This window comes from Corallococcus sp. CA049B, from assembly GCF_003611685.1.
Classification (GTDB): domain Bacteria; phylum Myxococcota; class Myxococcia; order Myxococcales; family Myxococcaceae; genus Corallococcus; species Corallococcus coralloides.
On record NZ_RAWC01000117.1, the window covers coordinates 13,003 to 27,627 of the forward strand.

General features: G+C 70.6%; 12 protein-coding genes. 8 read left to right on the forward strand and 4 right to left on the reverse strand.

All coding sequences use genetic code 11. The annotated features are described in order from the left end of the window. Window positions 1–29: 29 nt before the first annotated feature. The 3 genes from D7W82_RS23690 (at window position 30) to D7W82_RS23700 (ending at window position 2,680) form a co-directional block, all read left to right on the forward strand. Window positions 30–1,037 carry a thiamine pyrophosphate-dependent dehydrogenase E1 component subunit alpha gene (locus D7W82_RS23690; RefSeq protein ID WP_120620521.1) on the forward strand — a complete coding sequence of 336 codons (1,008 nt, stop codon included), beginning with the start codon at window positions 30–32 and terminating at the stop codon, window positions 1,035–1,037. 2 nt (window positions 1,038–1,039) lie between these two features. After that, window positions 1,040–2,095: an alpha-ketoacid dehydrogenase subunit beta gene (locus D7W82_RS23695; protein ID WP_120620522.1), complete on the forward strand. Its 1,056-nt coding sequence runs from the start codon at window positions 1,040–1,042 to the stop codon at window positions 2,093–2,095. 93 nt (window positions 2,096–2,188) lie between these two features. After that, the gene (locus D7W82_RS23700) at window positions 2,189–2,680 is read left to right on the forward strand and encodes a GNAT family N-acetyltransferase (RefSeq protein ID WP_120620523.1); all 492 of its coding nucleotides are present in this window, start codon (window positions 2,189–2,191) and stop codon (window positions 2,678–2,680) included. A gap of 58 nt (window positions 2,681–2,738) precedes the next feature. Here D7W82_RS23700 and D7W82_RS23705 read toward each other — a convergent pair whose 3' ends face one another. Continuing rightward, on the reverse strand, window positions 2,739–3,095 hold the full coding sequence (locus D7W82_RS23705; RefSeq protein WP_120620524.1) for a TIGR02266 family protein: 357 nt from the start codon (window positions 3,093–3,095) through the stop codon (window positions 2,739–2,741). A gap of 127 nt (window positions 3,096–3,222) precedes the next feature. On the opposite strand from D7W82_RS23705, the gene D7W82_RS23710 reads away from it, so the two are divergent. The 4 genes from D7W82_RS23710 to D7W82_RS23725 all read left to right on the forward strand — a co-directional run bounded on the left by D7W82_RS23710 (window position 3,223) and on the right by D7W82_RS23725 (window position 6,495). Then, window positions 3,223–4,119, forward strand: coding sequence for a hypothetical protein (locus D7W82_RS23710; RefSeq protein ID WP_233587898.1), 897 nt, complete (start codon window positions 3,223–3,225; stop codon window positions 4,117–4,119). A 216-nt stretch (window positions 4,120–4,335) separates the two neighbouring features. After that, on the forward strand, window positions 4,336–5,613 hold the full coding sequence (locus tag D7W82_RS23715; RefSeq protein ID WP_120620534.1) for an SGNH/GDSL hydrolase family protein: 1,278 nt from the start codon (window positions 4,336–4,338) through the stop codon (window positions 5,611–5,613). A 100-nt stretch (window positions 5,614–5,713) separates the two neighbouring features. Next, window positions 5,714–6,067, forward strand: a complete 354-nt coding sequence (locus D7W82_RS23720) for a DUF2845 domain-containing protein (protein WP_120620526.1) — start codon at window positions 5,714–5,716, stop codon at window positions 6,065–6,067. 74 nt (window positions 6,068–6,141) lie between these two features. Next, a complete protein-coding gene (locus D7W82_RS23725; protein ID WP_120620527.1) occupies window positions 6,142–6,495 on the forward strand; it encodes a DUF2845 domain-containing protein in 354 nt (117 codons plus the stop codon). Here the strand turns inward: D7W82_RS23725 and D7W82_RS23730 are convergent. The 3 genes from D7W82_RS23730 to D7W82_RS23740 all read right to left on the reverse strand — a co-directional run bounded on the left by D7W82_RS23730 (window position 6,489) and on the right by D7W82_RS23740 (window position 11,880). Further along, entirely contained in the window at window positions 6,489–8,399 is a 1,911-nt protein-coding gene (locus D7W82_RS23730; protein ID WP_120620528.1) for a CotH kinase family protein, read from the reverse strand. The two genes, D7W82_RS23725 and D7W82_RS23730, sit on opposite strands and share 7 nt — an antisense overlap. A gap of 78 nt (window positions 8,400–8,477) precedes the next feature. Then, window positions 8,478–9,200 (reverse strand): hypothetical protein, encoded by a 723-nt coding sequence (locus D7W82_RS23735; RefSeq protein ID WP_120620529.1) that lies wholly within the window; start codon window positions 9,198–9,200, stop codon window positions 8,478–8,480. A 10-nt stretch (window positions 9,201–9,210) separates the two neighbouring features. Continuing rightward, complete coding sequence (locus tag D7W82_RS23740) at window positions 9,211–11,880, reverse strand: phosphoenolpyruvate carboxylase (RefSeq protein ID WP_120620530.1); 2,670 nt, start codon at window positions 11,878–11,880, stop codon at window positions 9,211–9,213. Window positions 11,881–12,081: 201 nt separating this feature from the next. Here D7W82_RS23740 and D7W82_RS23745 point away from each other — a divergent pair, with 201 nt between their 5' ends. Next, the gene (locus D7W82_RS23745; RefSeq protein WP_120620531.1) at window positions 12,082–14,433 is read left to right on the forward strand and encodes an immune inhibitor A domain-containing protein; all 2,352 of its coding nucleotides are present in this window, start codon (window positions 12,082–12,084) and stop codon (window positions 14,431–14,433) included. The last annotated feature ends 192 nt before the right edge of the window (window positions 14,434–14,625 follow it).

Here is a 14,625-nt window from a genome sequence, read left to right on the forward strand (position 1 = left end):
CTTTCTTTCCCCTTCGAGGTCCTCCGCCCGTGTCACGGCCCCGGTTGATCAAAGAAAACTCCGCGCCGCTCTCCCTGCCCCGAGAGCAGCTCATCCGCATCCATGACCTGATGGTGAAGGCGCGCGTCCTGGAGGAGCGCCTGATCCAGATGTACAAGCAGGGCCACGGCTACTTCTGGATCGGCGGTCCCGGTGAGGAGGCGTTCAACGTCCCCCTGGGCCTGCTGATGAAGGTCGGCGAGGGCCCGGCCTACGACTACCTGCACGCGCACTACCGCCAGTCCGCGACGCTGCTCGCCATGGGCGAGGAGCCCATCGGGGCGCTGCGGCAGATGAAGAACACGGCCACGGACCCCTACTCCGGCGGCCGCAACTTCGCGGGCCACTTCAGCCGGCGCTCGAAGAACATCGCGCCGGTCACCTCCCCCATCGAGGTGCAGTACGCCGTCGCGCCGGGCACGGCCATGGCCCAGAAGCGGCATGGCGGCGACGGCATCACCATCGTCACCGGCGGCGACGCGGGCACGGCCGAGGGCGACTTCGCCAGCTGCCTCATCTGGAGCAGCCGCCCGGCCAACCCGCTGCCCATCCTGATCATCGTCACCAACAACAAGTGGGGCATCAGCACCACTTCGGACGGCCAGCACGGCGAGACGAACATCAGCGACCGCGCGCGCGCCTTCAACATCCAGGCGAAGACCATCAACGGCAATGATCCGGTGGAGTCCTACCAGGAGCTCCAGGCCGCGATGGAGTACGTGCGCAAGGAGCGCAAGCCCTTCTTCATCGAGGCGCGCGTGTCGCGCCTGTACGGGCACTCGTCCGCGTCCGGCGCCAACTTCGTGAACGAGGAGCAGGACTGCCTGCGCCTCTTCGAAGCGCGGCTGGAGCAGGAAGGCGTCCTCAGCCGCGAGCAGATGGACGAGGCGCGCAACCGGTACTCGGAGGAGCTGGCCGCCGCGGCGCGCACCGTGCGTGACGAGCCGCAGCCCTCTGGCGACTCCATCTGGGAACACATCTACGCGGAGAAGAAATAACCATGGCGAACATGGCACAGGCCATCCGCATGGCCCTGCACTACGCGGAAGAGAACCTGGGCGTCACCGACATCTTCGGCGAGGACGTGGGCGCCCCGCTGGGCGGCGTCTTCACCTGCACGCAGGGCCTGAAGACGGCGTGGAACAGCCCCCTGGACGAGCGCGGCATCATCGGCGCGGCCATGGGTCTGGCGATGGCGGGCCACCGCCCGGTCGCGGAGATCCAGTTCTGCGACTACATCTACAACACCATCGACCTGCTCAAGCTGGCGGGCAACACGCACTGGTCCACGAACGGTGACTGGGCGGTGCCCATGGTGGTGCGCACGCCCGTGGGCAGCGGCATCCGCGGGTCGCTGTACCACTCGCATTCCTTCGACGCGACGATGACGCACATCCCCGGCTGGAAGGTCGTCATGCCCTCCACGCCGCTGGACGCGTACGGCCTGCTCATCTCCGCGTGCCAGGACCCCAACCCCGTCATGTTCCTGGAGCCCAAGGCGCTCTTGCGCGTGAAGGGCGAGGAGCGCATCCCCGGCGAGCCCGACGACGACCGCGCGCTGTCGAAGATGATCGACGCGCCCCTGGGGGACCGCACGCAGTGGAGGCCCCAGTGGCCCCTGGTGGAGGCGTTCGCCATCCCCATTGGCAAGGGCAAGCTCGTGCGCGAGGGCACCCAGGCCACGGTCATCAGCTACGGCCGCACCATGCCCCTGTGCATCAAGGCCGCCGCGCAGCTGGCGGAGGAGGGCCTGAGCGTGGAGGTCATCGACCTGCGCTCGCTCTGGCCGTACGACTGGGAGATGATCAAGGCCTCCGTCCAGAAGACGGGCCGCGTGCTCTTCGTCAACGAGGACACGGAGGTCACCAACTTCGGCGAGCACCTGCTCCGTCGCACCGTGGAGGAGCTCTTCTACTCGCTGCTCGCGCCGCCCCGGCTGGTCGCCGGCAAGTTCGTCCCGGGCATCGGCCTGGCGGACGCGCTGGAGATGGCGTCCGTGCCGCAGCAGAACGACATCACCACCGCCCTGCGCTCGCTCTGCCAGGAGCAGCCGTAGGCCTGCTCGGGTTCCACCCACACCGCAGAAAGACATCCGGGCCGCCGTTCCTCTTTGGAGGCCGGCGGCCCAGTCGTTAGAATCCCAACTTCCGTGTCCCAGCCCATCGTCCGCACCATGACCCCCGCCCCAGACGCCAACGCCTTCCGCATCCGCCGCGCGCGTCGCGGTGACGCCGAGGTCATGGCCCAGCTGCTGCGCGAGCTGGGCTACCCCCAGGGCACCGATCAGCAGACGGTGCACTGGGTCATCAGCCATCCGGAGATTGAGATCTTCGTCGCGGGAGACCCCCAGGACCGCGCGGTGGGCATGGTGTCCTTCTCCCACCGGCCGCAGCTGCGGCTGCGCGGGCGCGTGGCCACCGTGGACGAGCTGGTGGTGTCCGAGGGCTGGCGCCGCCGGGGCGTGGGCCGCGCGCTGCTCGCGCAGGTGGCGCAGCGGGGCAAGGTGCTGAGCGTGAAGCAGCTGCAGCTCATCGCCCCCATCAACGTCACGGACGAGACGCGCGCCTTCTACCGGGCGTGCGGCTACGTGGAAGGTGACTCCGGGGTGTTCCGCCACTCGGAGTACGAGCCCCAGAAGTAGCGGGGGTGCCGCGAGGGCCCGGCATCCTGGCCGGGCGCCTCCCGCGGCGAAGGCAGCTTCAGCGCTTGAAGCTCGCGATGACGCGGCGCAGGCGCTCGTGGTCCTCTTCGCTCACGTCGATGAAGCGCACGCCGATGGCCTCCGCCTCGTCGCGCACCCAGGCGACGACGCCGATGAGGTGGAACTCCTCCCCGTCGATGACCATGGCCAGCCGCACCTGCGCGCCCACGTCGTAGGACTTGCGCGTGCGCAGGCACAGGCCGCCGGCGGACACATTCAGGGAGTAGGCCCGCAGCGCACGCGCCGCGTCCTCCATCTGCTCGAAGCGCACTTCGAACCGCGCCGCCACGCGCTCCTCGGCGCGACGGTTCATGTACGGGTCTGGCTCCACCGGCCCATCCAACTTCGTGTTCATGCGCACCCTGACCCCCTCGGTTCTCGGACCGGAAGTGTCGGCTGGTTTCCAGGCCCGGTTCAAGGGCCCCCGGACAACGGAATCGCTCGTGTAAGTCCCAGGCTACTTCGACGCCAGGAGTTTCCGGATGAGTGCACGTCTCGTGTTGTTGGGTGGAGCCTTGATGCTGGGGCTGTGGGTGGCGGGCTGCGATGACGGCGAGACTGTCGTCCCGCCAACGGATGGCGGGACGACCCTGGATTCCGGGACAGACGCCGGAGATTCCGGGGCTGTCGATGCTGGTGATGGCGGCGGCGGTGGAAGCTCCGGCTTCGCGTGCAACGTGGCGAAGCAGGAGGGCTGCGCCGCGGGCCAGAGCTGTCTGTACACGGACCTGACGGATGGCGGCACGGGCAGCCAGTGCTTCGAGGCCGCGTGCGACGTGGTCCGCCAGGACTGTCCGTCCGGGCAGCGGTGCACCTACGTGGGAACGGATGGCGGCACCACCGCGCGCCAGTGCGTCGCGGCGGGCACCGCCACGGAGGGCGCGCCGTGCACGCTGGCCGAGTCGCCTCCGGGCCAGACGTACGACACGTGCGCGGCGGGCCTGTACTGCAAGGACGAGTCGCAGGACGACGGCGGCACGGGCTTCTTCTGCCGCAAGCTGTGCCACGCGCTGTCCGACTGCGGCTCCGGCGAGTGCAACACCGTGCTGCGGCTGTCCGGCACGCGCGAGCTGCCGCTGGTGTGCGGCCCCGCGTCCGCGCGGTGCGATCCGTTCGCGCAGGACTGCGAGGGCCCGCTGGCCTGCTACCCCGCCGCCAACGGCGCGGTGTGCGCGGGCCAGGGGGCGCTGACGGAAGGCGCCGCGTGCGAGTTCAGCAACCAGTGTTCACGGGGCAGCACCTGCGTGATGACCGGCGGCGGCGGCGGCACATGCCGGACGCTGTGCCGCATGCCCGCGGGCTCACCGGGGTGCGCGAACGGCGCGACCTGCCGGACCATCAACAACAACAACAGCGACGTGGGGGCCTGCGTGCCGTAGGCAACGGATTGCCCACGGAAGGAAGCGCCCCTGCCCGGGGTGGCGAGCGCGCGGGTCTTCCAGGGGCCCGGCCCGCCACCTCCTGGGAGCAGTCCCGCGCTGGTCGTGCCCGCCTGGGGGATGTCCGCGGTCCGCGGCGATTGGCGCGCGCCATGAAACCCCGGGTCGCCACGCGGGCACATCGTGCACATTGTCTTGCGCCGGGAGGTCGTGGGCATGGGTCTGAGGAAGGCGCTTCGCTGGGGGTACTTCGGGGCCCTGGGCGTGCTGGTGGGGTGTGGAGGCATGGATGACGGCCGCTCGCCGGAGGAGGCCTCCGGGCCGGGCCGCACGGACGCGGAGGTGACCGCGCCCGCCGCCACGGAGTCCGTGGAGGCCGCCCCCGCGCTGACGCTGCATGACGGGCACCAGGTGCAGGCCACCCCGCCCGTGGCGCCCCTGCCCGCCGGGTTCCAGCCCGCCTTCCATCAATCGCTGCGCGAATCCGTCTCCGTGGAGAGCTTCACCACGTACCGGATCAAGGTGCCCCTGGGGCGCGCGGGCAGCCGCGTGCGCGTCACCTTCCGCTCCGGCGACGGCGGCCTGACGCTGCAGCGGGCCACGGTGGCGAAGGCCGGCGCCAATGGCGCGCTGGACTCCGCGCCGGTGGCGCTCACCTTCGGCGGCAACGCGGGCTTCACCACGGGCACGCGCACGCTGGTGACGTCGGATCCGGTCGCGTTCCCGGTGGGCTTCCGCGACGAGGTGGCCATCTCCTTCGAGGTGAAGGGCGCGCTGGGCAAGAGCCGCATCCAGGCGCTCCCGGACAGTTGGGTGAGGACCGGCGCCTACGCGACGACGCAGGGCGCGCTGGGCGGCCAGGCGTGGGAGTACGCCACGGGCGTGGCGACGGTGGACGTGGAAGGCGCGCCGGGCCGGGCCTTCGTCGCCATTGGAGACAGCATCACGGAGGGCTACACGGGCACGTGGAACGACACGCGCAACGCGTGGCCGTCCCGCGTGGAGAAGCTGCTCGGGGTGCCGGTGGTGAACTCGGGCGCGTCCGGACAGGGCTTCTGGGACGCGAACCTCCAGCTGCAGCAGGAGGTGCTCTCCCTGCAGGGCGTCACCGACTGCATCGTCCTGCTGGGCATCAATGACATGGCCGCGGAGGGCATGACGATGCCGAAGCTGCAGCAGCGCATGACGCAGCTGCTGGATCAGCTCCAGCCCATGTGCAAGCTGTGGGTGAGCACGCTCCTGCCCAAGGAGAAGATGGGCGCGGACGGCGGGGACTTCGAGCTGATGAAGGCCCAGCGCCACGAGTTCAACGCGTGGCTGCGCTCCCTGACGCGCGCGCAGCTCATCGACCTGGAGGCCGTGACGCGGCAGCCGGGCAACGTGGACCTCTTCATCGACGGGCTGGAGGTGGACGGCATCCACCCGTCCGTGGAGGGCCACCGGGTGATGGCGGACGAGGTGGCGCGGACCCTCAAGGCGAAGGGCGGCCTGTAGCGCCTGCCCGGCGGGAAAGCGCACGGAGGGTTTGAATAGGTTCGCGGGCGTTGCGTCCAGGCGGTGTTCCCGTCTTCCCCAACTCCCGGAGCTTCCCCCCATGCGCGCCCTTCCCGCCGCCCTCGCCATCGCCTGCCTCGCCCTGCCCTCGCTTGCCCACGCGGCATCGCTGCGGTGTGGCAACAAGCTCGTGTCGGAAGGGGCCTCGCAGGCGGACGCGGTGGCGAAGTGCGGCCAGCCCGTGTCGACCGAGACCAAGCGCGAGCGCGTGACCACCAGGTCCCGGGATGGCGGGCGGGACGGGTCGCGCCGCGGGGATTCCTCCACGGAGGTGTCGTCCTCGAGCAGCGTGGAGGAGTGGACCTACAACTTCGGGCCCAACCGGCTCACGCAGATCGCCATCTTCCGCGACGGCCTGCTGGTGGACGTGCGCAGCGGTGGCTACGGCTACTGAGGCCCCAGGTGCTGCTCCAGCGCGAGCGGCCAGTCCGTGTTCCCTGCCTTTGCCTACTCCTCGGAGCGTCCCCCATGCGCACCCTCTCCGCCGCTCTCGCCGTCGCCTGCCTCGCCCTGCCCTCCCTCGTCCACGCGTCCGCGCTGCGCTGTGACAACAAGATCGTGTCGGAAGGAGCTTCGCAGACGGACGCGCTGGCCAAGTGCGGCCAGCCCGTGACGAAGCAGAGCAAGACGGAGTACGTGACCCGCAAGGTCAAGGAAGGGGCGCGGGGAGACACGCGCTACGGGGAGGCCTCCACGGAGGTCACCACCTCCACGACCGTGGAGGAGTGGACCTACAACTTCGGGCCCCACCGGTTCATGCAGGTCGCCATCTTCCGCGACGGCCGGCTGGTGGACGTGCGCAGCGGCTCCTACGGCTACTGAGGCCCCAGGTGCTGCTCCAGCAGCTGGCGCATGAACGCCGGCCGCTGACGCAGCGTCTCCCGGAAGGACTCGAGGTTCGCGCGCCAGGCCTCCACGGAGGCCGGCTGGCTCCAGCGCGCCACCTGCTCAGGCATCTCCAGCGCGAGCGCCTCCGCCGCCGCGTCCAGGGCCGCCGTCACCCGCTCCTCGGCGAAGGTGTGCTCGGTGTGCCAGAGGAAGCGCTCGACGAAGCGGGCCTTGAACTCCGGCGACTCGAGCAGGCCCCTCAAGAGCAGCGTGGACCAGGCCCCCACCCCTGATTGGGCGTCCAGCACGCGCCCCAGGCTGTCCTGAGCCGGGCCGGCGGCCAGGGCGAAGTCCAGGTCGTACACGAGCCAGCGCCAACGGCCGTCGTGGCCCAGGGGCGCGTCCGGTTCGAGCTTCTTCGTGCGCAGCCGCCAGAACTTCACGTTGTTCTCCGGCCAGTCCGTGTTGCCCAGGTAGAGCTGCGCGACCTGGTATTCGATGAAGTCCTCCACGTCCATCCGCGCGCGCACCCAGGAGTCATGCTCCGGCACCGTCAGGTCGTGCGTCGCCACGTAGTCGACGAGCTCCTGGTAGGGCTGCGCGTCCCCCTCCTCTCCCACGTCCAGGATCCCGGAGCCCTCCAGGATGACGGCCTTCTTGCGGTCCACGCCGTAGTGCGACGCCAGGTAGTACTCGTCCAGGCGCTCGCGCAGCTCGTGCAGGCCCCAGTACTCGCCGTTGAGGAACACGAGCGTGGGACGGCAGGCCTGGAGCGCGAGCCGTGTCTCGGCCAGCAGGCCCTGCAGCACGCAGTCGCGCAGCTTGGTGACGCCCTGGTCCTGTCCGGACGTGCGCACGATCATCCGGGTGAACTCCGTCACCGGGGAGCCGGGGAACACCGGCCCCGCGAACGTCTTCGGGCCGTAGTCCTCCTTCGCGTACAGCCGCAGACTCTTCTGCGGCATCACCGCGCTGCCCGTGCCGTGGATGCGCACGCCCGCGTCCTGGGCGAACACGCGCTGGCCAGAGGTCTCGAACCACTCCACGTGGACGGGGCGCTCCCACTCCTTGCCGTTCTGCAGGTAGTTGGCCGCGAACGGATCCTCGGGCCGGGCCTCGGCGGCGAGGCCCGGAACGTAGATGCCCGTCACCGGGTCGAAGAAGTTCGCCGCGTCGGTGACCAGCGACAGCACTGGCAGTGAGTACGGCCCACGGCCAATGACGAACGTGCGCGTGCGGACCGGCCCCACCGGCTCAGCGCCCGCGAACTGCCGGTAGCGCACCACCGCGACCTGCGGCGGCGCTTCCAGCGGCGCGACCCACCGCAAGGCCTCCTCGGCATCGGGCTTCGTCGTGGGGATGAAGGACCACCGCACCGGAGGCGTGGAGCGCGCCAGCAGCGCGATGGGAGCGGTGTAGCGCGACGACGCGGGCGTGGGCGTGGAGCCGTCCCGCGTGAAGTACGTCCGCACCCCCGGGGCCGTGGGCAACGCCAGCAGCGTCTCCGGCTGATAGAGCCCGGGCCGCGCGTCGAACGCCAGGTGCTGGAAGTCGACGCGGGCTCGCGCCTCCGAGCCCTGCTTGTCGCGCGCCACCACCTCCAGCCCCAGCGCGCGCCGGCCCGGCCACCAGGGCAGGCTCCAGCGGCCACTGTCGAGGTCGGCGTGGCCCAGGAAGCGCCCGTCCTCGTACACCTCCACCCGTGACGTGCCGGCGTCGCTCGCCACCGTGCCGAACAGCCGGTTCGTGTCCGGTTCGTGCCCGTCGATGGTGACGCGAGGCCCGGAGTGCGGTGGGAGCTCGGCCTCATTCAGCCGCCGCTCGGGCGCGGGCTCACAGCCGGACCCGGCGACGACGAGGAGACCCAGGAAGAAGGACGCGAGGAGACGGAGACGCATGAGGGTCCCCGTCCTGTACCAGACAATGCTTTGACCTCACACCGCCCTGTGACACGGCGCGGCGGGCGGCCCCTTCCCTCAGGCGGGGGGCGCGGTGGCTTCGAGCAGGCCGTGCTTCTGGAGGAGCGCGGCCAGCGCGGGCGGCGCGAGCATCCAGTCCTCGCGCGTGGGCACCCAGCGCACGGGGGCTCCGGCGGCGGCGAGCCGCGCGTTCACCTCCGCGATCATCGGGGCGAAGGTGGGCTGGGGCACGTCCCAGCTGCCCACTCCCGCCTGGACCTCCACGGCCCCGGGCTCCACGCGCACCGCGGGCTGGCCCTGCACCGGCTGGATGGCGAACCCCGGAAGGTACGGCTGCATGGCGGCGGACAGGCGCTCCAGCAGCGTCGGGTCCTCGAAGGGGTGGGCGCCCTCCAGGTCGAAGAAGGTGGGCAGCTGCGCCTGGAGCTCGTCGCGCAGCGGGTTGTCCTTGCTGTCGCGCCAGGAGTGTTCCGCCAGGACGCGGGCCTCGTGGGGGATGCGGATCTCCCAGCGCTCCAGGAGCGCGAGCAGCTCCGCCACGCGCTCCACCTCCTCCCAGGGCGGCTCCACGCGCGCAAGCCAGGCCACCTCCGACACCGTCTGGCCACGGCGGAGGCCGGTCACCCGGTCCCCCTTGCGCAGCTGGAAGGGCGGAGCCTGGGTGAACTCCGGATCCGGATAGAGGGCGGTGTGCAGCAACCCCGAGCCCTCTTCCGGGCGCACGCGCGCGAAGCCGTGCTTGGGGTTGATCTCCTCCACGACGAACGTCTCCTGGGCCATGGTCTCTTCTCTAACCGGTGTTCCGCATGCCCGCAGCGATGCCGTTGAGCGCCAGGAGGAGCGGCCGGTCGCACTCCGCGTCCCCGTCCCGCTTGCGCTTGAGCAGCTCCACCTGGAGGAAGGACATGGGGTCCACGTAGGGGTTGCGCAGCGCGATGCTCCGCTGGAGCTGCGGGTTGTTGTCCAGAAGCTTCGCCTCGCCCGTGAGCGACTTCACCGCGCGGCGCGTGCGCGAGTGCTCCTGCTGGATGCGCAGCCACAGGGGCCGCGTGGCCGCGGGGGCCAGCTTCGCGTACCGCGCCGCGATGGCCATGTCCGTCTTGGCCAGCACCATGGTCACGTTGTCGATGACCGCGCGGAAGAAGGGCCACTCCTTGTACATGCGCTGCAGGAGCGCCGCGCCCTCCGGCGTGGCCGAGTACTCCTCCAGCGCGCTGCCCACGCCGTACCAGGCCGGGAGGATGGCGCGCGTCTGCGTCCACGCGAAGCTCCACGGGATGGCGCGCAGCGTGTCCAGCCCGCCCGCCTTGCGCTTGCTGGGGCGAGAGCCGATGGGCAGCGCGGAGATTTCATCCACGGGCGTGCCCTTCATGAAGAACTCCACGAAGCCCGGGTCCTCCCAGACGAGCCCGCGGTACGCCTTGCGGCCGGACTCCGCCAGCGCGTCGAAGGCGGCGCGGAAGGAGGACTCGTCCTCCGGGGACGGGCGCGGCTGCGCGTCCAGCGTGTGCAGGAGCACGCCGCCCACCACCAGCTCCAGCGTGCGCTGGGTGAGCTCCGGGCGCGCGTACTTGTGGTCCATCGCCTCGCCCTGCTCGGTGGCCTTGTAGGCGCCGGCCACCGTGCCCGGCGGCAGCGCGAGGATGGCCGTCTGGGCGGGGCCGCCGCCGCGCGCCACCGTCTCCCCGCGGCCGTGGAACAGGCGCAGGGGCACGTCGTTCTCGTCCGCCACCTGCGTGAGCGCCACCTGGGCGCGGTACAGCGCGGCGCTCGCGGCGAGCAGGCCCACCTCCTTGCCGGAGTCGCTGTAGCCCACCATCACCTCCTGCACCCCGCGGCCCTTCAGGTGCTGGCGGTACTCCGGATGCGCGAAGAGCTGGCGCAGCACGTCCGGCCCGCCGTCCAGCGCGCCCAGCTGCTCGAAGAGGGGCGCCACGTCCACGGTGGCGCACTGCCGCTCCGGGTCCCAGAGCCCCGCGTGCTTCAGGCACTGGAAGGCCGCCAGCACGTCCTCCGCGGTGGAGGCCATGGAGAGGATGAGCGTGCGGCACACGGACTCGCCGCCCTCGTCCTGGCCCTCGCGCAGCTTCGCCAGCACCTCCAACAGCCGCTGGCCGCCCTCGGTGGGGGCCGGTCCGCCGTTGAAGGACGCCGCCGCGCTCACCGCGTCCTCCGCGGGGGCCCGAATCTCCAGTTCGCCCAGGCCCAGGCCCAGCGCGCGCACGCGCTCGGACATGCGGCGCACCTCGCGCAGGCCCGCGTGCTCCGCTCTCGCCGCGAAGAGCGACCGCTCCAGCACCGCCAGGTCATCCCCCAGCGCCTCCGGGGAGCGGTAGGCACCGGCAGGCAGCGTGGACTCCTTCCCCTGCCGCCGCGCGAGCACGTGCTCCAGCGCCAGCGTCAGCCGCTCCTCCATGAAGCGCAGCTTGCGGCGCCACGGCTCGCCCAGCGTGCGCGGCCCCTGCTGCCTGGCCACGTCCGGCAGCGCCTTCGCGTCCTCGTCCAGCGAGCGCTCCAGCTCCTGCGTGGGGCGCGCGTGCCGCTCCGACTGGGACAGCATCCCGCCCAGCCGCTCCACGTCGCGCAGGAGCAGCCGCAGTCCCCGGGCGCGGTGCGCGCGCAGCGTGTCCGCGAACACCTCCGGCGTCACCAGCGGGTTGCCGTCCATGTCGCCGCCCACCCACGAGTGCACGCGCACGGGCGTGTCCAGCGCGCCCAGGGGCTCGCCGTAGGCGCGCTCGAAGGCCCAGTCCAGCGCCTCCGGCAGCCGGGCCACCGGCTCCGACAGCATCTCCTCCACGTACCAGTGGACGTTCTTCACCTCGTCGCCCACGGTGGGGCGCTCGCGGCGCAGCTCGTCCGTCTGCCACAGCGCCGTAATCTCCTCGCGCATGGCGGTGAGGTTCGCGGCGGACTCGCGCGGGGTGAGCGCGCACCGGTCGCGCTCCTCCAGCAGCTGCGACAGCCGGTAGAGCTTCTCCAGCAGCGTGCGGCGCACCGCCTGGGTCGGGTGCGCGGTGAAGGTCAGCGTCACCTTCAGCGTCCCCAGCGTCTCACGCACCTTGTCGGCGCTGACGCCCGCGGCCTTCAGCGCCAGCAGCGTGGACTCCAGCGACCCCTTCTGGGGCCGGGTGGCGGTGGGGCTCGCGTGGGCCCGCGCGCGGCGGATGCGGTGGTGCTGCTCAGCAAGGTTCACCAGCTGGAAGTAGACGGAGAAGGCGCGCAGCACCGGCTCCACCTGCTCCGACGGCAGCCGCCGCAGCACCGCCGCCAGCTCCGCCGCCGCGGCGCGTCGTCCGGCCACCGGGCCCCGCCGGCGCTGGATGGCCAGGTGGCGGACCTCCTCCTCCTTGTCGAACAGGGCCTGCCCCTCCTGTTCCACCAACACCTCACCCAACAGCCGGCCCAAGAGCCGGACATCCCGCCGCAGCGGGGGATCCACGGGACGTGTACGCGCCATAACGGACCGGAACCGTAGTCCTTGGGCCCCCCACCGCCCCTACCCATTCTCGGGATTTCGACCGCCAGCGGACGGATGACCCACTCCGTCCTTGTAGGAAAAATTCAACCTCCCGGTCTTCCCAAAGGGTCAGGCCTTCCACTACAAAGTGGGCACTCCCGGACCCCGCCGGGATGTCTGACCTGACCCTAAGGAGTGGCAATGCGGAAAAACCCGTCTTGGCTGGCCGTGGGCCTGCTCGCACTCGCGGCGCCGTCCGCGTACGCGGAGCGTGCGTGGTACGAGAAGCCGCAACCGGACGTCGCCGCGCCGTCGGCATCGCTGCGCAAGTCAGTGGTTCAGGACATCACGGATGACCTGCCCCACCGTCTGGGTGAGCAGCAGAAGGAGCTCAAGGCCCAGGCGCTGAAGATGCGCCTGGAGGGTCGCGGGCAGCCGGGCCGGGTGCAGAAGCTGGCCAACGGCAAGTTCGTGGAGCTGGAGCTGCAGCGCACGGACCGCATCTTCGTCATCCTGGTGGAGTACGGGACGCAGATCCACCCGGTGTTCGGCAACCCCACCACCAACCCGGGCGGCAACATCCCCGGCCCGCTGCACAACGAGATTCCGGCCCCTGACCGCTCGGTGGACAACACCACCATCTGGCAGCCGGACTACGACCGGGCGCACTTCGAGAAGCTCTACTTCGACACCACTCCGGGCGTGGACTCGGTGGCGAACTTCTACAAGGCCGCGTCCTCCGGCCGCTACACCGTGTCCGGCACGGTGTCTGAGTGGGTGAAGGTGCCGTACAACGCCGCCCGCTACGGCAACAACCTGTGCGGCAGCTCCAGCTGCTCCAACTCCGTGTGGCCGCTCATCAGCGACGCCATCAAGGCGTGGACCAACGCCCAGGTGGCCGCCGGCAAGACGCCCGCGGAGATCAAGGCGTACCTGGACACGTTCGACACGTGGGACCGGTACGACTACGACGGCGACGGCAACTTCGACGAGCCGGACGGCTACATCGACCACTTCCAGATCGTCCACGCCGGCATGGGTGAGGAGGTCGGCGGCGGCGCGCAGGGCCCCAACGCCGTGTGGAGCCACCGCTGGTTCGCGTACAGCAACGGCACGAGCCCGGATGGCATCGGCCCCGCGTACAACCAGAACGGCGGCACGCGCTTCGCGACGGGAATCGACAAGTGGGTGGGCGACTACACCATCCAGCCGGAGAACGGCGGCCTGGGTGTGTTCGCGCACGAGTACGGCCACGACCTGGGCCTGCCGGACCACTACGACACGACGAACGCTGCGGACAACGGGACGGGCTTCTGGACCATCATGTCCTCCGGCTCGTACCTGAACGACGGCACCACGGACATCGGCAGCCGTCCGGGTGACTTCTTCGCCTGGGACAAGCTGCAGCTGGGCTGGCTGGACTACGCCACCACGGACGCGGGCCTGTACTCGTACCACAACCTGGGCCCCGCGGAGTTCACGTCCGCGAACGCGAAGCAGGCGCTCGTGGTGAAGCTGCCCGGCAAGCCCGTGGTGCAGCCCACCACCGCCCCCTACGAGGGCCAGGGCATGTGGCAGGGCGGCCAGGGCAACAACCTGGACCGCGTGCTCGAGAAGACGGTGAAGCTGCCGAACAAGAAGCCCATCACCTTCTCCTTCCACACCTGGTTCGACATCGAGGAGGACTGGGACTACGCCTACGTCGCCCTCTCCGTGGACGGTGGCCCGTTCGTGAACCTGCCCAGCCCCGTGAGCCGCACCACGAACCCGTGGGGCAACAACCTGGGCAACGGCATCACCGGCACGTCCGGCGGTTGGGTTCCCCTGGAGTTCGACCTGTCCGCCCACGCGGGCAAGAGCGTCACGCTGAAGATCCGCTACAAGACGGACGGGGCGGAGTTCGGCAAGGGCTTCCTCGTGGACTTCGTGCAGCTGTGGGCGAAGAACACGTACCTCTTTGGTGACGACGGCGAGTGGGGCCACAAGTGGTGGGACAAGTCGACGTTCTTCGTGACGGACGGCACCAACACCCTCTACGACAACTACTACCTGGCCGAGTGGCGCCAGTTCCGCGGCTACGACGAGGGTCTGGCCACGGGTCCCTACAACTACGGCTTCAGCGCGGACGGGCTGTATGACTGGGCGGAGCGCTACTCGTACAACCCCGGCCTGCTCGTCACCTACTGGGACACGTCGCAGTCGAACAACAACGTGTCGCAGCACCCGGGCTCGGGCCGCATCCTGCCCGTGGACTCGCGCCCGCAGCCCCTGCAGCGCAGCGACGGCCGCTACTGGTCCGGCCGCGTGCAGACGCACGACGCGACGTTCGGTCTGGAGCCCAGCTTCCCGCTGTCGCTCAAGCCCAACGGCTTCCCGCGCAACGAGTACCCCTCGCAGCCCGCGGTGCCGGTGTTCAACGACACGAACGAGTTCTGGTCCGCCACGCAGCCGTACGCCGGCGTGAAGGTCCCGAAGACGGGCACCATCATCGAGGTGCTGTCCACGAACGCGGACCAGACCGTGATGGAAGTCCAGGTGCGTCCGGTCGACTGAGCGTCTGACCGTCGTCACCGCTGAGCCGTGAAGGAAGGCCGGTCCCGCGCTGATGCGGGGCCGGCCTTTCGCTTTCCGGGTTGAAGGAATCCGGACACCCGGAGCGCGGCCGGGGATGACGGAGGCGCGCGGGGCGCTACGGTGGCCGCCATGGCCGAGTGCCCCGTGGGCGGTCCCTCCTCCCCTTCCCCT